Annotated in this window: 11 protein-coding genes; 9 read left to right on the forward strand and 2 right to left on the reverse strand. The window is 60.7% G+C overall.

Annotated features, from left to right (window positions below; genetic code table 11):
• Positions 1-208 precede the first annotated feature (208 nt).
• From HQN78_RS10195 to HQN78_RS10215, 5 genes are all read left to right on the forward strand, one after another.
• Positions 209-2,167: an ATP-dependent endonuclease gene (locus tag HQN78_RS10195; RefSeq protein ID WP_235089365.1), complete on the forward strand. Its 1,959-nt coding sequence runs from the start codon at positions 209-211 to the stop codon at positions 2,165-2,167.
• Complete coding sequence (locus HQN78_RS10200) at positions 2,164-4,059, forward strand: UvrD-helicase domain-containing protein (RefSeq protein WP_235089367.1); 1,896 nt, start codon at positions 2,164-2,166, stop codon at positions 4,057-4,059. The genes HQN78_RS10195 and HQN78_RS10200 overlap by 4 nt, the downstream gene beginning before the upstream one ends.
• 211 nt (positions 4,060-4,270) lie before the next feature.
• Positions 4,271-8,086 (forward strand): CHAT domain-containing protein, encoded by a 3,816-nt coding sequence (locus HQN78_RS10205; RefSeq protein ID WP_235089370.1) that lies wholly within the window; start codon positions 4,271-4,273, stop codon positions 8,084-8,086.
• Positions 8,087-8,606: 520 nt separating this feature from the next.
• Positions 8,607-10,115 (forward strand): hypothetical protein, encoded by a 1,509-nt coding sequence (locus HQN78_RS10210; protein WP_235089371.1) that lies wholly within the window; start codon positions 8,607-8,609, stop codon positions 10,113-10,115.
• A 906-nt stretch (positions 10,116-11,021) separates the two neighbouring features.
• Complete coding sequence (locus HQN78_RS10215) at positions 11,022-14,912, forward strand: non-ribosomal peptide synthetase (RefSeq protein WP_235089372.1); 3,891 nt, start codon at positions 11,022-11,024, stop codon at positions 14,910-14,912.
• A 203-nt stretch (positions 14,913-15,115) separates the two neighbouring features.
• Here the strand turns inward: HQN78_RS10215 and HQN78_RS10220 are convergent, their stop codons facing one another.
• On the reverse strand, positions 15,116-15,475 hold the full coding sequence (locus HQN78_RS10220) for a translation initiation factor Sui1 (protein WP_235089373.1): 360 nt from the start codon (positions 15,473-15,475) through the stop codon (positions 15,116-15,118).
• A gap of 153 nt (positions 15,476-15,628) precedes the next feature.
• Between HQN78_RS10220 and HQN78_RS10225 the strand changes: the two genes are divergently transcribed.
• The 4 genes from HQN78_RS10225 (at position 15,629) to HQN78_RS10240 (ending at position 17,537) form a co-directional block, all read left to right on the forward strand.
• Entirely contained in the window at positions 15,629-15,952 is a 324-nt protein-coding gene (locus HQN78_RS10225; RefSeq protein WP_235089374.1) for a thioredoxin family protein, read from the forward strand.
• A gap of 39 nt (positions 15,953-15,991) precedes the next feature.
• Positions 15,992-16,402 (forward strand): VOC family protein, encoded by a 411-nt coding sequence (locus HQN78_RS10230; RefSeq protein WP_107800194.1) that lies wholly within the window; start codon positions 15,992-15,994, stop codon positions 16,400-16,402.
• Positions 16,403-16,480: 78 nt separating this feature from the next.
• A complete protein-coding gene (locus HQN78_RS10235) occupies positions 16,481-16,939 on the forward strand; it encodes a MarR family winged helix-turn-helix transcriptional regulator (RefSeq protein WP_235089375.1) in 459 nt (152 codons plus the stop codon).
• A gap of 25 nt (positions 16,940-16,964) precedes the next feature.
• Entirely contained in the window at positions 16,965-17,537 is a 573-nt protein-coding gene (locus tag HQN78_RS10240) for an isochorismatase family cysteine hydrolase (protein ID WP_107800196.1), read from the forward strand.
• Between the two features lie 111 nt (positions 17,538-17,648).
• Here the strand turns inward: HQN78_RS10240 and HQN78_RS10245 are convergent, their stop codons facing one another.
• On the reverse strand, positions 17,649-18,566 hold the full coding sequence (locus tag HQN78_RS10245) for a bestrophin family protein (protein ID WP_235089376.1): 918 nt from the start codon (positions 18,564-18,566) through the stop codon (positions 17,649-17,651).
• Between the last annotated feature and the right edge of the window lie 164 nt (positions 18,567-18,730).

Here is an 18,730-nt window from a genome sequence, read left to right on the forward strand (position 1 = left end):
GCTGTGTGGTCATGGACATCCTCCCATGCTCAAATCATAAGGGCAGGAATGCCGACAAGAGCCGGAGCAGTCCAACTCGAGGCCTTGGCCACATTACTGTCATGCTAGTGGTACGGTCAGCACGCTACGCTTTGCCCTTCGAATCGCTGCAGCCCACTCGGGCCGTGGCCCGAGACAGCGCTCATGAAACTACAACCAGGGAGATTGCATGCACATTGAACGTCTTGTACTGGAGAACTTTCGCTGCTTCGGTCCTCAGGAGACCCAGGTCGTCCTTGGTCCCAGTCTCGTCGCATTTATTGGGGATAATGGCACAGGCAAGACGGCGCTAATGCAGGCCTTGCAGCGCATGTTTGGTGTAACGTCCGAGCAACGGCGCCTGCGCAAGCAAGACTTCCATGTTCCCTTCGACGAGGCGGATCGTCCGACTGCCCGCACATTGGTGATCGAGGCCATTGTCGCATTTCCCGAGCTGGATGCCGACAATGATAGCCCCGCCGTGCCGGCGTTTTTCAAGAACATGGCGACCGAGGAAAGCGGCAATCTCAAGGTTCGTCTTAGGCTGCAGGCGACTTGGACCGACGATGGGACTCTAGACGGCTCAATCGAAGAGTCCTACTGTGCCGTGCAGGCCTTCGGTGCCTTCGAGGAGGGCGATCTGCATCAACTACGTGGCTCCGATCGCTCGCGGATCCAGCTCTTCTACATCCCGGCGACAAGGGACGGGGCATCACAAGTTTCGGCGTTTGTGCGCGGCAGGCTCTGGCGGGCCATCAATTGGTCTCGGGATATCAAGGAGTCGCTAACTGGCGCAGGCGAGGAGGTAAATCAGGCATTCTCAGCCGAGGCTGCCGTGTCGAGCATCAGCACTGCCGTGACCCAACGCTGGCAACAGCTTCACTCAGCCGGCACCGATACAACGCCGATCTTTCGGCCGGTCGACACACGCTGGCAGGAGTTCATTCGCCGCGTAGAGGTTGTGTTCCATCCCACCGAGGATGGACTCGATCGAGCACTGGAAGACCTGAGCGATGGGCAGCGCTCGTTGTTCCACTTGGCCATGGCAGCCGCGACGCTGGACATTGAGGCGAGGCTCGCTGGCGACGACGTGCCGGAGGGCTTCACAGAGGGCGGCGTTCCACTACCCGTATTGACCATCGTGGCTCTGGAAGAGCCAGAGAACAACCTCGCTCCCTTCTATCTCTCCCGTATCATCAAGCAGGTGCAAGAGATCGCCGCCGGCAGCAATGCTCAGGCCATCGTGTCGAGCCATTCGCCCAGTATCCTCGCACGAGTCGATCCTTCTGATGTACGGCACTTCCGCCTGAATCTGGAGAACCGTTGCTCGGAGGTGCGACAGATCAGCCTGCCGGTGGGCGATGAAGACGCGTCGAAGTTCATCCGTGAGGCCGTACGTGCCTATCCCGAGTTGTATTTCGCGCGCTATGCAATCCTTGGTGAAGGTGCCACCGAGGAAGTCGTACTTCCGCTGCTGGCCAAGGCAATGGACTTCCCTATCGATCGATCCTTCGTCGCTGTCGTGCCGTTGGGCGGTCGCCACGTCAATCACCTGTGGCGGCTGCTGACTACCCTCCAAGTGCCACACGCTACACTGCTGGACCTAGACTGGGGCCGCAGCGGCGGTGGCTATGGCCGGATCAAGACGGTATGCGAACAGCTGCTGAGCATCGGCTCTACGCCCTTGCAGGTCTTTGCACAAACCCTCCATCCAGAGGGGCCCGAACGGAATCTTGCTGACATCGCGGCGGCGAACGATGCAGACATCGACGGCCTGCGTAGATGGACAACTTGGCTTGAGCAGTTCGGCGTTTACTTCTCCGCCCCGCTCGACTTGGACTTCACGATGCTGACAGCTTACCCGGATGCCTATCGGGTGCTTGATGCGGGAATGCGCGGTCCTTCCGGTAGCGGCGACCCACGGACGGCCGTTTTGGGAGAAGAAGGCACTCCGAATTTCTATGGTGCAGCGGAGGATGACGCTCTGCGCTGGTACCGCTATCTCTTTTTGGGGCGCGGCAAACCAAGCACACACGTCAGGGTCTTGAGTCGGCTCACTCAAGAGAACTTGGTGGCCGCATTGCCGCAACCCTTGCTGCGCATGCTGACCAAAGTCCAAACCGACCTTGAACAGGCTGCGACGCAATGACCTCGCGGCCGATAACACCCGAGGCTTGGCGTCCTCGTGGCATATCGAACCTTGAGCCGAACGCCTGGACAGCCCTGCGCCAAACTGGCTCGACATCGGTGGTAGCGGGTCCCGGTGCGGGCAAGTCCGAGTTCCTGGCACAGCGAGCGGCCTACCTGCTGGAGACCGGGCTCTGCAAAGCACCGAAGCAGATCCTGGCGATCTCATTCAAGGCAGACGCTGCGGCCAACCTCGCAGCGCGCGTGCGTAAGCGCTGTCCACCCGAACTAGCGGAGCGATTCACGTCGATCACATTCGATGCCTTCACTAAGAGCTTGGTCGACCGTTTCCTCGCTGCTATACCTCAGCACTGGCGCCCCACGCGGCCTTACGAGATCGGGTTTCCGAGTCGGCGCATGGTGATAGATGAACTGAACAGCATCCGCGGCCTAGCCCAGCCCGCGTGGCAAGCTCGGATCGCTGCATTCGCCCCCGATAGGTTCGAAGCAGTCAACGTCGGAGGCCATCGACTCGCGGTAGAGGTGCCCCAGTTGCTCACAACAGCGGAGGAGTTTGCCATTTATCACTGGCTGCACAGGCAGCTATTCGGCACAGAGATGTCCAAGCTGACCTTTGTCACCTTGAACCGCTTGGCGGAGTTAATCGTGCGCGCCAACCCTAAGATTGCGCGCGCACTACGCATGACCTATCCCTACGTGTTCGTGGATGAGTTCCAGGACACGTCGTTTGCTCAATACGACTTCCTGCTTTCTACGTTCGGTCAAGGCGGAACGGCTGTCACCGCCGTCGGTGACCACAAGCAACGCATCATGGGCTGGGCCGGCGCGCGCCAGGATGCCTTCGAGCGGTTCGAGGCCGACTTCGGTGCCCAGCGCGTGAACCTGCTTTTCAACTTCAGGTCTTCGCCGGAGCTAGTACGCATTCAGCACTTTGTCGCCCAAACGCTGGATCCGCAATCGCCGCAGATCCAGTCTCAGGCGGCAAGCCAGCTGGACTCGGACGTCGTGCAGGTGTGGAAAAGCAGCTCTACCGTGGCCGAAGGACAGCGCCTGGCGCAGTGGATCGCTGCAGACATGGCCGCGCGCCAGAAGCAGCCCCGCGACTACGTGCTTCTCGTGCGTCAGCGCCCCGACCAGTTCGAGGAGGAGCTTCAGCCAAGGTTTGCTGCGGTAGGGCTGAGCCTGCGCAACGAGAGTCGGACCATTGGCCGGACCAATGTTCAGGATCTGATGGTCGACGAGGCGGCTTCTATCGCTTTGGCGGCGTTGCGACTAGCCACCGGGCAGCGCAGCGCTGCGGCCTGGTCGACGCTCTCCAGCGCCGTCTATGCGATTCGCGGCGCAGATGAGGACAACGAGTTGCTGCGGGATCGCGCCGATCGGGACATCCAGGACTTCTTGGGCAGGCTCAGGCAAGACATCCGTGACGAAACTCCCTCGACTGAGTTGGCAGTAGAAATCACGCAGCGAATCTTTGAATTCCTAGATGTAGCCGCGATCAAGAGCACCTTTTCGGCATACACGCGCAACGACTTGCTCGAAGTCATGATCGAGGGCATCTCCCTGCACCTACAGCAGGCAGCCTCAGAGACAGCCAACTGGCCCGACTGCATCGACCGGTTCGTCGGTATGAACGACATCCCATTGATGACGGTGCACAAGAGCAAAGGGCTTGAGTACGACACAGTCTTCTTTGTCGGCCTCGACGATCAATCATGGTGGAGTCACACGCCTGGCAACCCCGAGGGCATCGCAACGTTCTTCGTGGCCTTGTCACGGGCCAAGCAACGCGCAGTTTTCCTATTCTGCGAGCACCGTGGTGCGCGACGGCAGATCGCCGACCTTTACCAAATGTTGACCGACGCCGGCGTAGAGGAAGTTGATGTCAACTGAGCAACAGGATTGCGGGCCATCGGGTAGCTAGCTTTCGGGTCAGCGGCGGGATCTTTAATCCCAATTACGGATGACAGGCCGGTTCCAGAAGTACACGCCACACAGAGCGTCAACCGCCGAATCGCAGCGCTAAGCTAGCACAGTCAGTCCAACTGACAGCGTTGCGCCGCCAGACTACTTGAACAATCACCACAAAGCAGGGAGAGTTTTGATGTCCGAAGAAGGCGCCAGCCTAGATGGCTTCCATCCGTCGATGCTGTTCAATGCGGAACACATTCCCGAGCCCGGAAGCGCCGTTCTAGTCTTGCATACAGCACAAGAGCAAGTCGTCAGCCGCTGTACGATGGCCGCCTTCATGCTTCGCGACAAGGTGCAAAACAGGTCCATCTATAAGGGCCTAACTTTCATCGCACCGCCTACCAAGGTGTGGACTCGCGACGCGGAAGCCACGTTTGAGTTGCTTTTGAGCGGCGTATCTGAGGTGCGGGGCAAACAACTGGCACCAGAAGAACACACGACGCTGAAGTCCATGTTCAATTTCGTGCGATGCGAAAGCTTGGAGTCCCAACGGGTTTTAGACGCAGTCGAAGCGGCCGGCAACAACCAGTTCATCTTTGTGCCTTGGGTAACACTATACACGGGCCTGTCCGTCCACTCGTCGGCATATAAGCAAGGGGGCGTCCGACTGGAAGAAGACACATGGGTGCACGAGACTGCTCGGTTGGCAACGGAACTTATTGCGCAGGCTGAGCAGAAAGAAGGCTTTGTCCTCATGAGTAGTCCGGCTGAACCACCGGTGAAGGCTGCAAGCAAGGACCTCCTCCTGGCGATTGAGAACCTCTCCGTGGCAGGTTTTTACGAGAATGACCAGGAAGCTTTCATGTCTCGACTTGCGTGGATGAATGCACTTGCAGCAAGCGGACGCGCAGAAGAGGCACTCGCCGAGCTTCAGGCTGAAGACCTTCCGGAGCTGATAAAGAGGCAAGTGCGGGTGAAGATTACTCATCGCTCCGGCGATAGCGAGGCCGCCGCGCGAATGATTCGAGAGCTGCTGGAGGAGATTGCCGTCTCAGGCACTACAGCCACGCAATGGGCAGCTATTTGCCTCCAAGGCGGGGACACAGCGACTGCCAGAACCTTGCTTGGAGGCGCTCTCGACCAAGTGTCGCAGGAGCAGGCGCTTACGGCATCGTTGCAAATGGCAACTGAGATAGGCGACGCCCAACTTGTGAAGCGGGCGTGGATACGGCTCAAAGACCTTTTCCCTGAAAACGAAAGCCTGCAATTCGATTGCGAGCTGCGCCTACTCCGAATCTGCCGGCAAGATGCGGATGAGGCACAGGCGAATCCTGTGGATCAGACTGGCTTTTCCGAGTATCACACCCTACTGGCAGACAAACTGCGCCCCGGAACCGAGTTGGACTACCCACTGCTGCTGAATGAAATTGGCGCTCGATGGCCTGAGCACCACGAGCTAACTGTGATGTGCGCTGCAAGGCACGCAGAGAAATCTGGCGAGATTGAAGCCGCATTGACCTTAGCCAGCCAATTAATACCTGATACCCGCTTTTCTCCAGCCGCCGCTCGGCTCGTCGTGCGAGTCATGGGTCAGCTGCTCCTAGCAGAGGCAATAGGGCCAGATGAACTAGCCATCTACACGGCCCCCTTGTGGATGCTCATCGAACACCTTGGGCAGCACCCTACTGATGCGGAACTCAGGGCGCTTCTTGTCAGTACCTTGTCCATCGAGTCTGCAGGCCGCAATGGTCTTCCGCTGATTGCTGCCGTAGCCTTCGACCTCGCCGAGACTATGTCAGAGCCCGCAGAAGAGCAATCCGGCATTGATGTCGCTTCCCCGCAGGAGTTTAGCGAGTTTCTCCAGCGCTTAGACTCATGGGCAAGTCAGAATTTTGTACTTGACCCGAGCATGACGCTACCGGCTGAAGTCGTAGGCGCTAATGCAGCGGGGTTGTCTCGGCTTGTGAGGAAGTCTATTGAGCAGGAGGCACTTGAGGGGCAAAGTTTGCAGGAGCTTGAAGAGCTCAACTTCCAGGTGCATTTACTGCCGCCATTGACCCGGCACGTACCCGGCGCGAGCGACGACATTCATGCTTTACGAGTTCTGACAGGAAAGTACTCCCTACTTGGCCAGCACCAGCGAGCTCGAGACTTAGCCGAACTCATTCTCAAGATGACAGGCGACTCACCTGAGCGCAAACGTCTTGCATGGGGTGCATATGCAGACATCTACCTGCGTTCATACAGCTTCACGGATGCACTCGTGGGCCTCGCATGTGCCGCGGCCACTCAGGCGCGACTGCCGGCGAGCGAGTTGTTTCAGGAGAGGTACGCTCTGCTGCGCATCGCCCGGGACCTCGGCTTCCTCAAACAAGCCGAGAAACTTTTAGAGGCGTGTCGCCGCCTATTCGCAATGATGGGCATGACGGACCTGATGCGTCATCGCTTGAACGTGATCGATTTGACACTGCGAATGCCAAAGTTGTCGACCACGGACTTACCGAGCCTGAAGTCGTTACTGGAAGGCTGTAAGCATTCTCTTATAGAAGCCATCGAGCTTAAAGATGAACTCAACGTTGCAGCCTTCCTCTTCGCGCAGGTAATTGGAGTGTATGAGCGCACAGGCGGTGAAGTGCCTGCTGATGTTAGCGCGCTGAAGGACAAGGTACTGGGCATTCTCGACCCGGACGCCGCCTTCTATTTACGTACGCTCGCAGCAGCACGGCCCTCGTCAAGCGACCTCGTAGCATTGCATAACAGGAGCTGCCGCCCTAGATACTCGCATGATGCTCCCGGCGATGCTGTTGCAGTCAATGTGGCCACACATCGGCTGTTGCGACCAGTCATTCCCGAGATAGAACCGCAAGACGCTTTTCTCGCGATGGAACTCCTAGCCGAGCGCGGACTAACTCTCGCTACAACCCCTGACCCGATGACAACGGGCTGGCCGATGTACTACGCGCAGTCGCTAGCACAGCAGTTCGACCTCTCAGTGTTGATGGTTGCGCTCGACGACCAAGGCCAGCTTGTTGCAGCAATCGCGGACTCGACTGGGGCATACGTCGAGCGCCCTCCCATATCCTCCGATTCAACACAGGCCCAGTTGAGAACTTGGTCTAAGAAATATCCGTATGGCTATGGTCTCATCGACCCTAAGAAGAAGGTCAAGGAAGACGAGCGCGGGGCGCGAGAGCGCGAAGTGGGAGACAAGGAGTTCTATGATTCGATGAGTCAATTCAGTGTTCCTATGCCACATGGCAAGCGTGTCTTGGTCGTTGCGGAACCCAAGGTGGCGCAACTGACCTTCAACCTGGTCATCGGTAGGGAGGGGAGATTGGTGGGTTACGACACATCTATCGGGGTCGTGCCCTCACTGACCTGGCTTGCATCAATCAGCAGACAACCAACTGGGCGCGATGGACGGCGCATGGCTTGGATTTCCCATAGTGGTGACGCAGAGGAACTGCGCGCTATGGACGTAGTTAAGGCAATGATTGAGAACACGCTGAGCCGTTACGATATCATCCTTGATACCTCAAGCACCCTCCCGCAAGACTTCCAGGGGGCGCAGATGGCGATAGTGACGGCCCATGGCCAGCTGACTCAAGAGAACAGGTATTTCCACCGCATCGTGGACGAGGGGACGCTGCAGGAGTCGCCGCTTGCCCTAGCCCAGGCGCTAGCGGACACTGAGCTTGTGATTCTCTTTGTCTGCAGCGGTGGGCGGGTGGACCGACATCCGATAATGAGCACAACAGTGGGGCTGCCGAAGATGTTGCTGGACAACGGGTGCCGAACTGTCATTGCGTCGCCTTGGCCACTAGAGTCGCTTGCTCCCGGCGCATGGCTGCCTGCATTCCTGGAACACTGGGAGCAAGGCGCTACGGCGATGGATGCATGCCATCTGGCAAATCTGCACGTAGCTAGCCGACGTGAGCATGAGCCACAAGTTTCGCTTGCAATGACGGTCTACGGGGATCCTCTGCTCGTCCGGACATCGAGCACGTAAAGTCGAGGGAGGCGGACATATGCACAGCGGATTGGCTAGTAGTGCCTGCAGGACATCTGTCATTCGGGCCCGCAAGAAATTGAAAATAGTACCACCCGGTACGTCCTGGCTTGTCGTGGTTACCCTCCGTCAGTTTCTCGAGCTGGGTCGTGCTCCTCTCTATGGCCCTCCACAGTCTGTGAAAGTTGTGCAGAGCTATCAAAAGGGCGGCGTATGAAGTTCCGCAGGTGGACATAGACGTCTGTATCGCGAGTGGCGGGTTTGCCTCCGCTTGATACGGCCTTGAAGTACAACGCCTTCCTGCACGACAGGCACAATCCCGACGTCGTTACGTGGTTGTAGTGGTTGTAGCGGTTGTAGATGGAGCCACAGCTGAGCTGTGGCGAACACCATCTGGACACCAAATTTTGTTTACAATGATGCAATCCATTGATTTTTAATAAAAAAAACGAACATCGAAAATTAAAAGAGGGACAGTGGTAGTATTATTTATAAATTAAGCTGTGTGACCATAGCGATTATGCTCAGTATTGAAGAATATCTGGATGCCGAAGGGCCGCAACTGGCGGCAAGCGTCTCTGCTTGGCTCGTGTCGAAGGGGCTGTCTGCTGACGCGGCGCGTAAGCGCGTCTCACGGATCAAGCCACCAGTTCGAACGTTCCCGGTTCCTCTGTTTCCTAAGGGGGCTCGCTTCATGTACACGCAGTCCCAACGTACTGAGGAGCGTTTTTGGGAGGCCCTCCAACGCGACCTTCGCAGTACAGGGTCGGTATATGGCATGGCACTTGATGGAGTACTAGCGCGACGAGGCGCGGTTGCGCAAACAGAGTTCGCAGTAGTAAGCGGTGCGACCGTGAAGCCCGTCAAAAAGCAGGTAACTGCACAGACCGTGTTGGATCGTCTCTCTACTGCTGGCCTCCTTACTGAGCGACGCATTGGTGACGAGAGTGTAGTCGTAGTTGGACGCCATGAGCTTGGAATAGCAGACACCCAGAGATTGAAGGTGCGAGATGTCGCCGAACGAATCATTTTGGATGGGCTGCGCGAATGGGCGAGTCGAAACGGTGCAGCTTCCTACAACCAAATCCGCATCCGTGGCGAGCTCGAACTTCAGCCAATCCAACAATTTGGCTTCGACTTGACTGGCCCAAGTTATCTCCTATCGCTGCGGCGCGGTAAAGCTGGCGCCCCTGGTTTCCTGGTAGCGGATGTGTTCGCTGAGGGACTATTGGACGAGTACCACATCCGCTACTTCATCCGGAAAGCCCATGCCCTTCATGCGACACTTACCGGCGCGACGTTACTCCCAATTCTTGTTGCTGATGGTTTTACGGGCGCCGCATTATCTGCGGGTCACGCAGCCGGAATCATGATGGCGACGCCGAGCACGTTATTTGGGCTCCGCGTCGGCAAGGCACTGAGAACGCTTCTTGAAACCCTTAACCGGGCTGCCGCCTATGCATCGTCGGATACCCCAGATCGACTGGTCGGCTTGATCGATAGCTTGAGCGAGATAGAGGGTCGCGCCGGGAATCTTCGTGGGCCCCTGTTCGAGCTGATGGCTGCCTATCTTGCGCGGAGGGATGCCGTTTCTATCGACATGGGTGTGCGCGCAACCGACCCAGAAAGCGGGGCCCAGGCGGATATCGATGTATTGAAAATTACTGCGCAGTCCGCCGAATGCGTTGCGATCGAGTGTAAGGGGAAAGAGCCGGGGGGTACGGTGTCCGAGGAGGAGGTGGGGAAGTGGCTATTGAAAACTCGCACAATCCAGGCGTATTTGCGAGCCCTGCCACATCTCAAAGAGTCACGGCTGTCTTTCGAGCTGTGGACATCTGGAGAGTTTACAACAGATGCCCTTGCTCGCCTTGCCGCGGAGAAGAAAAAGCGTACGAAGTTTCCCATATGCTGGAAAGACGGACATCAAGTCTTGGCGCTTGCTACAGCTCGCAAAGAGAAAGCGATTGGGGATGCGTTGCGACAGCACTTTCTCAATAACCCCTTGAGCCATGTACGCCTTAACGGGTAAGGCCAATGAACAGTCTGCTTGTCTGCGCTAGACTTCACCAGAGAGTCCTTCAATAGGATGGGAGCAGCTAGCGAAGGATGCATACTGGCAAAGCACTTTACATAAATGATCTTTACACACCAACCTATCCATTAAGGTTTTTGTCATGTAAATCATTGACATAATGAGCAACTTGCTTGTATGCGGTTCCGGTTACCGTTCTAAACACCGGATCGTCACTGTCAAACAAGACCGAAATACAGGGCGCCGTCAGCGGATGGCGCCGGGTTTCGGTCTTTTTCTTTGCTGTTTCGCCTAACCCCCGCCCGCCCCGCTTATCCGGACCGGAGGCAAGCCGGACTTGAACACCGCGCTGGCAAGCGCGTCAGCGTCCTCCTCTGTTCGCCAATCGGCATGCATCGTCCTCCCGCCGCCCCTGTCCGCCGCCACGCCAAGGTGCAGCTTGCTGCGCCGCATCGTACTATCTCGGAACATTAAGCGCCTGCCGTGTCTAGCTTTGGCTGTACTTGAGCCAATATCGACGCTCTCAAAATGTGCGTTTGCACAAATGAGACAAATCCACTTCGCCGACATATGTCGAGTGAATTTTACTGTGTCAATTTCATGCCGTATTGATATAATTTCCACGTATTATCAAAACGACATATTCGGCCTGTCTTATACGACATGTGCAGGGCACCCATGAAAAACGCCGCAACGCGCACCGTACTCCGTCTGCCACGCCAATCCACGGCGTCGCCAACCGACCCGCCCCTCTCCGGGCCTGTCCGCCGCCCGTAAAACCCATCCCGCACTAAAGCCGCAACGATAGCGGCGACGCGTCCTTCTTTTTTGTCGCGCCTTCATTCGCCCTTAACTTTATTTTAAATAAATATAAACAACTGTAAAAACCATATTGGAAACATTATGCTAGACGATAAATCGATCTGCCCGCTGAGCGCCGCCCAGCAGGAAGTCTGCCTGGCCATCGGCCAGGAAGGCCGTAATCTCCATTATCACCTGTGCGATGTGATCGAATTCACCGGCGACTTGCAGGCCCCGCTGCTGGAGCAGGCCATCAAGACCGTGTGCAGACAAGTGGAAACCCTGCGCGCCGCCTTCGAGATGGACGCGGTCACCGGCCAATACCGGCAACACCTGCGCCCCGAATTGCACGACGCCTATTTCTCCTGGCACGACCTATCGGCCGAAGCAGACCCCGAGCAGGCCTACGCCGCCATGCTGAACGGCTTGCTGGCCGACGATATGGACCTGGCTCGACAACCGCTGATCCGGTATCTGATCGTCAAACTGAGCGACCGTCGCCACCGCATGATAGAGCTGGGCTCCCATCTGGTGGTGGACGGTTTCGGCCACGCCATCCTGTTCAAGCACATCACCGATTGCTATGTCCGGCTGGCGCGCGGCGAAGCCATCGAAGCGCTGCCGGCGCAGCCGCTGAGCCAGGTGTTCGAGGCGGAGCAGGCCTATCGCCAGAGCGAGTCCTATCTCAAGGACCAGTCTTACTGGCGCCAATACTGCCTGGACCTGCCCGACGCCACCCAACTGGTCCCCGGCGACGCGCCCCTGCGCAAGCTGAACCGCCTGCGCAAGGCCTTCTCCGGCGCGGCGGTGGACGGGCTGCGGGAAACCGCCGGCCAACACCGCCTGCGTCTGTCCAGCCTGCTGCTGGCGGCCTGCGCCACCTATCTGCACCGCATGACCGGCCAGAGCGAACTGGCGGTGGGCATGCCGGTGGCGGCCCGTCAGCTGAAAGCCCTGCGCGAGATTCCGGCCATGGTGGCCAACATCCTGCCGCTGCGCATCTCCTTCGCGCCGGAGGCCACGGTGCTGTCGGTTGCGGCGGACATCCAGCGCCAGCTGCGCCGCCATCTGCTGCATCAGGGCTACCGCTCGGAGGCCATGATCCGCGACCTGTACGCGGAACGCGGTCACAAGCCGCTGTTCAACACCCTGCTCAATATCGTGGCTTATGACCAGGAAGTGAGCTTCGACGGCTGCGAAGCCACGGTGCAGAATGTCGCCAACGGTCCGGCCGATCATCTCGGCATCGACATTTTCGACCGCAACGCCGACGGGCGGCTGGAGATAGGCTTCAACGCCAACGCCGATCTCTACCCGCTAGAGGCGCTGGAACTTCACTATCAGCGGATGATCCTGCTGCTCGAGCATTTCGTCGCCAACCCGGAAACCCTCGCCGCGGATTACCAACTGCTGCTGCCGGGCGAACGAGAACGCCGCTATCCGCTGCCGGCGCGCGCCGACGCGCTACCGGTCTTCGCCGACGCCTTCGCCGCCTCTGCGCTAAGCCACGCCCATCGGCCGGCGCTGCGCCAGGGAGAGCGCGAACTCAGCTACGCCGAGCTGGACGAGCGCGCCAACCGCCTGGCCAGCCTGCTGCAGACGCGCGGCGTGCGGCCCGGGGACGATGTCGCCGTCATCGTGTCGCGCAGCATAGAGTGGGCGGTCGCGGCCGTTGCGCTGTTCAAGCTGGGCGCAGGCTATGTGCCGGTGGACCCCGACCTGCCGGAAGCCCGCATCGAATACATTCTGGCCGACGCCTCGCCGGCCGCGGTCATCGTCGCCGGCGGCGACGCCGTCAAGGCCGGGATCGCGCCGGAAAAACAGCTGCTCCTGGACGCCGCGGCGTTGGACGCGCTGCCGCCGGCCGCCCTACCGCTTCCCCGCGTAGACCCCGCCGCGCCCGGCTATTTGATCTACACCTCCGGCTCCACCGGCAAGCCCAAGGGCGTGGAAGTAAGCCACCGCAACCTGGTGCCCATCGCCGACACCGCCATCCGGGCGGCGGGGCTGCAAGCTGGCCAGCGCGTGCTGCAATTCATCGCCGCCGGCTTCGACATGTCGGTGCTGGAAATCATGATGACGCTGCTGGCCGGCGCCACCCTGGTCATCTGCGACAAAGTCGCCAGCGCGCCCGGCAAGCCGCTGGCCGCGCTGGTCAAACGGGAAAACATCAAGCTCGTGGTCATGACGCCCAGCCTGCTGGCCTACCACCAGACCGAGGACTTCCCGCAAGACACCGTCCTGATGCTGGGCGGCGAGCCTTGCACGCCGGCGCTGCTGGCGCGCTTCTCCCACTGCCGCCTGCTCAATGTCTACGGACCGACCGAAACCTCCTTCGCCACCTCGATCAACGCCGACTACGGCGACGGCGACCTGTCCATCGGACCCGCCACCGCCAATACCCGGCTCTATGTGGTGGACCCGCGGCAGAGGCTGCTGCCGCCCGGCGCCTGGGGCGATCTGTTCATCGGCGGCCCCGGCGTGGCCCGCGGTTACCGCAACAGCCCGGAGCTGACGGCCAAAGGCTTCGTCCCCGATTTGCTGGACCCCGCCGACACCATGTACCGGGCCGGCGACCGCGTGTTCTTCGACCACGCCGGCCGCATCCACTATCAGGGCCGCCAAGACAATCAGATCAAGCTGCGCGGGCTGCGCATCGAGCTGGACGAAATCAAGAACGCCCTGCTGGGCTGCGGCGGTGTAGAGGACGCCGTCGCCTTGCTGCGGGACCTGCCCCACGGCCCGGCCATCGTCGGCTATGTGGCCAACCAACAGCTGGACCTGGACAGCGAAGGCCTGAAACAGGCGCTGAGCCGGCAATTGCCGCATCATATGATCCCCAGCGTCATCATGGTGGTGCCCGTCTTCCCGCTGACGCCCAACGGCAAGCTGGCCACCGGCGAGCTGCCGACGCCGACGCTGCTGGACGACGGCGAACAGGCTCCGCCGCGCACGCCTGAAGAGGAAATCATGTGCCGCTTGTTCGCAACGGCGCTGGAATGCGGCGAGGTCTACGCCAATCAGAACTTCTTCGCGCTGGGCGGCCATTCGCTGCTGGGGCTGCAACTGATCAACCGCGTCAGGGAAACCTTCGGCGTCTCGCTGGGCATCGCCGACTTCCTGGCCGCCCCCACGCCGCGCCAGCTGGCCCTGCGCCTGCAACGGCCCGCCGCTTTCAGCGATCCTTTCGACGCCATGTTGCCGCTGCGCGTCCAGGGCGGCCGCCCGCCGCTATTCTGCATTCACCCGGGCGGCGGCATCGCCTGGCCCTATGCCGGCCTGCTGCCCTTCCTGCCCGAGGACCAGCCGCTGTACGCCATCCAGTCGCCGATACTGCGCGACCCGGAACGCATCGTCGAATCGCTGGACGAACTGGCGGAGGAGTACCGGCAACGCATCCAGGCGGTGCAGCCGCAGGGGCCGTATCAGCTGGCGGGCTGGTCGGTGGGCGGCAATCTGGCGCTGCGCCTGGCCGCCATGCTGCAGGCCGACGGCCACGAAGTCAGCTTCCTGTGCATGTTCGACAGCTATCCGCTGCAGGGCGGGCCGGCCTCGCTGAAACTGGACGACGCCACCATCATCACCCGCATGACCCGGGCCATCGTCGGCGCGCCGCGCGCCGGCATCAAGGGGCTGAAGAGCGCAATGGAAGAAGCGCTGGGCGGCAGCCAGGTCGGCGAGGAGTTTCTGACCCGGCTGGTGAACGACTCCAAGCTGATGCTGGAACTGCTCGCCCGCTGCCGCTACCAGCGTTACGACGGCGACCTGATCTTCATCCGCGCCACCACCGACATCCTGCGCCCCGAAGACCAGCAGCCGTCGCTCTGGCAGCCCTACGTCTCCGGCAAGCTGATTGAGTACGAGGTAAACGCGCCGCATGAATGCCTGCTGCAACGCCAATATCTGGAACAATTCGGCGCGCAATTCGCCGCCGAGCTGCAGCGACGGACGCCGCTCAGCCCCAGCCCGCAGCGGCAGGCGCAGCCGGCCTAAGCCCCATCGCCCCACCCCGCCCGCGGCACGCCGCGGGCTTTTTCATTCCGGCGCAATCCCAAGCCGCTGTTCCAAAACCTCGCAAGCCAGCGCGAGACAAGGCCCTGCCGCTGAAAAAGCGGCAGGGCCGTACGGTGATGAACATTTCAAAAGCATGCCCGCCGCCTCGTCTCCGACAAGGCGCTACAGGCTTTAGAGCGCGTCTAGCCGCCGGCGCGCTTCACCGTCCAGCCGCGCTGCTTGAGCAAACTCTGCACCTGCTCGCAATGATCGCCCTGGATCTCGATGACGCCGTCCTTGACCGTGCCGCCGCTGCCGCAGGCGTTTTTCAGCTGTTTGCCCAGCTGCGCCAGTTCCAGCGCGTTCAACGGCGCGCCCTGAATCACGGTGACCGCCTTGCCGTTGCGGCCCTTGGTTTCCCTGCGCACCCGCACCACGCCGTCGCCGGCCGGCGCCTCCTGCTTGCCGCATTGGCATTGGGCAACGGCAAAGCCGCACTGCGGACACATGCGGCCGTGTTCGGTGGAATACACCAAGCCGCCGGAAACATTGCGCGATTTCATGAGTTCAAACCCCGAGCCATTGATGAAACGGCCTGCATCGTCGCGGTTTTGCCCGGCTTTGGCAAGCCCGCCCCGCCAGCCCTCTCATCACGGCGCTGGCAAATACGCAAGTCCTTTGGCATATTTAAAATCCACCCTTGCCCCAGCCTGACCATGGACAAGCTTTATCGCGACCCGGCGCCGGAACGCACCGAACTGGATGCCCAGCCCGGCGTCACCGTGCTGGAATTCGGCGCGCCCTGGTGCGGCCACTGCCAGGCGGCTCAGCCTCTGATTCGACAAGCCTTGGCGGCCTATCCCGATGTCCGTCATTTGCAAATCGAAGACGGGCCGGGCCGCCGCCTGGGACGCAGCTACCGCGTCAAGCTGTGGCCTACGCTGATTTTCCTGCGCCACGGCCAGGAAACCGCTCGCCTGACCCGGCCGGCAACGGTGGAAGCCGTCAACAATGCGCTGCGGCAATGCCTGCAAGCCTGAAACACGGCCGCCCCTCCCCACCCACCAGGAGTCTCCCTGATGAAAACCCTGCTGCCCTACATCAACTTCCACGGCCAGTGCGAACAGGCGCTGGCCTTCTACCGCCAATGCTTCAACGGCGAAATCGTGGCGCTGATGCGCTTCGGCGACGCGGACTTCCCCAGCCCGGACGAGGCCAAGAACAAGATTCTGCACGCCGAGTTCAAAGCCGAAGGCGTTCATTTCATGGCCTCCGACGGCATGCCGGGCCGCACGCCCGCCATCGGTGAAAACATCACGCTGAATTTCATGCTGGACAGCGAGACGGAGCAGACCGCGATCTTTGAAGCCCTGGCCCAGGGCGGCCAGATCAACGAGCCGCTGCACGACGCCTTCTGGGGCGCCCGCTTCGGCATGCTGGTGGACCGCTTCGGCATACGCTGGATGAGCAACTGTCAGAAACAAGGCTAGAGCCGGCCTCGGCGTCGCTGGCGGCGCCGTTTTCTCGCCGACTTATCTATATAAACATAGCTATGTTAAAATAGAAAAATGCCTAACTCATCGATCCCGGTGGAGGCCGTGTCCCGGCTGCGCCTGCAACTGATGGCCTTGACGCGCCGCTTGCGCCAGGAGGCCCAAGACGACGAACTGCCGTTTGCCCAGCTTTCGCTGCTGGCCAGCATCGAACGCGCGGACGGCGCCGCAACGCCGTCTGCGCTGGCCCGCGCGGAAAAGCTGCGCAGTTCCAACCTGGCCAGCCTGCTGCGCGAACTCGACGCCGGCGGCCTGATTCTGCGCGCCGGCGACCCCGAAGACGGCCGCAAAGTCCGGATTCGCCTGAGCGGCGCCGGCCGCCAGGTCCTTGACGCTCACCGCCTGCGCAAAGACGACTGGCTGCGCGCCGCTCTGGCCGGACTGCCGCCGCAGCGCCTGGAACTGCTGCTCGCCGCCGGCGAGCTGCTGGCGGAACTGGCCGCGGCTGAAACGCCGGCCGTTCGCCGGTCTTGATCAATACGCCATAAGGAACTCAGCGATGAACACCGCTTTTATCGGACTGGACTATATTCGCGACATCATGATGGACGGCGGCAAGGTCGCCCGCTGCGCCGAGCACGCGCGTCAACGCGGCGTCATCGCCGCCGCCAACCAGGCCATCGCCGAGGCGCGCCGCCGCCGCTGGCTGGTGGCGCAGGTGAAAGTGGGCTTCGCGCCCTCCTATGTGGAACAACCCAAGGCCTCGCCGCTGTTCGGCCGCGCTCACGAATTCGGCGCGCTGGATCTGTCCGGCCCCGGCACCGCCTTCCACCCGGAGCTGGACGTAAGGCCGGAAGACGCCATCGTGATCAAGCCGCGCGTCAGCGCCTTCTACGCCACCTCGCTGGAAGCGGTGCTGCGCGCCCATCGCATCGAACGCCTGATCCTGTCCGGCGTCAGCAGCACTTGGGCGGTGCAGGCCGCCGCACGCGACGCTCACGACCGCGATTACCAGGTGCTGGTGCTGGAGGACGGCTGCGCCGCCGCCAGCGAGGAAGAGCATCAGACCTCGATGCGCCAGCTGGCGACGATAGCCCGCATCATCAGCCTGGACGAGCTGGCCGCGCTGTAAGAACCTGTTTACGACCTGCTGCGCTTCGTGAGATGCGGCACGATGAGTACGCCTTGTCCCGCCTTAGCTCGCTAGAGCGTAAACAGGTTCTAAGCTATGCGGCTCGATGGCTCAATACAGATAAATGCCCTGCTGCGACGGCGCCGGAGTCGCCGCCTCCTCGCCCTGCATCTCGCGCAAGGAAGCCTCGATGCCGTGGCAGAGCGCGGACAGCGGCAGGTCGTTGCCCTCCTTGCCAAACGGCTCCTCCAGCTCCTCGCCTATCACTTCCAGCGCCAGATAGGTGTAGGCGATGAAGACCGCGATCGCCGGCGTCAGCCAGCCTATGCTGGTAACCAGGCCGGCCGGCAACAGCAGGCTGTACACCGTGACGGTGCGGTTGAGCAGCACCCGGTACGTGAAGGGAATGGGCGTGGAGGCGATGCGCTCGCAGCCGCCCAGCACTTCCGACAGCGAGTTCAGATTACGGTCCAGCGCATGCCATTGCATATCGCCCAACACGCCGTCGCCGCGCATGCGCGCGGCCAATTGCCCTAGCCAGGACAGGATCAGCGCCGGCTTGAAGCGCGCCGCCAACGCCTTGTCCAGAATCTCCTCCGGCAGCAAACGGCGCAGATGGGCGTCGGCGTCGTCGCCGCGCAACTGCGCCTTGAGCGCGTAGGCGAAGGCGCAACAGCCGTCTATCAGACGCCGCGCGTCCGCATTGTCCGGCGCCAGCGACAGAACCTGCCGCGCCAGCGAGCGGTTGACGATCAGCAAGCTGCCCCACAGCTTGCGCGCCTCCCAAAAGCGCTCGTAGCTGACTGAGTTGCGAAAACCCAGGAAGATGGCCAGCGACACCCCCATCAAGGTAAAGGCGGGAATGCTGAGCGCGGAGTCCGCGTGTTCGCTCAGCCACCAGCCGCGCACGGCGGCGGCGGCGATGGAAATGAAGAAGACCAGCAGCAGGCGCGGCATGATGCGCGGCAGCACCGAACCGTGCCAGACAAACAACAGGCGCAGCCAGGAAGAAGTGGATCTAACAATCATGGCGGGAATATGACGAAGTAAGAACGTGTTTACGATCTCGCGAGCCAAGGCGAGACAAGGCGAAAACCGCTGAGAAAGCGGAATGTACACACGGTACATGAGCATTTCGAAGGGGTTTTCAACGCCGTATCGCCAACGCGCATAATCGTAAACAGGTTCTAAAA

This window comes from Chromobacterium sp. Beijing (assembly GCF_021496765.1).
GTDB lineage: Bacteria > Pseudomonadota > Gammaproteobacteria > Burkholderiales > Chromobacteriaceae > Chromobacterium.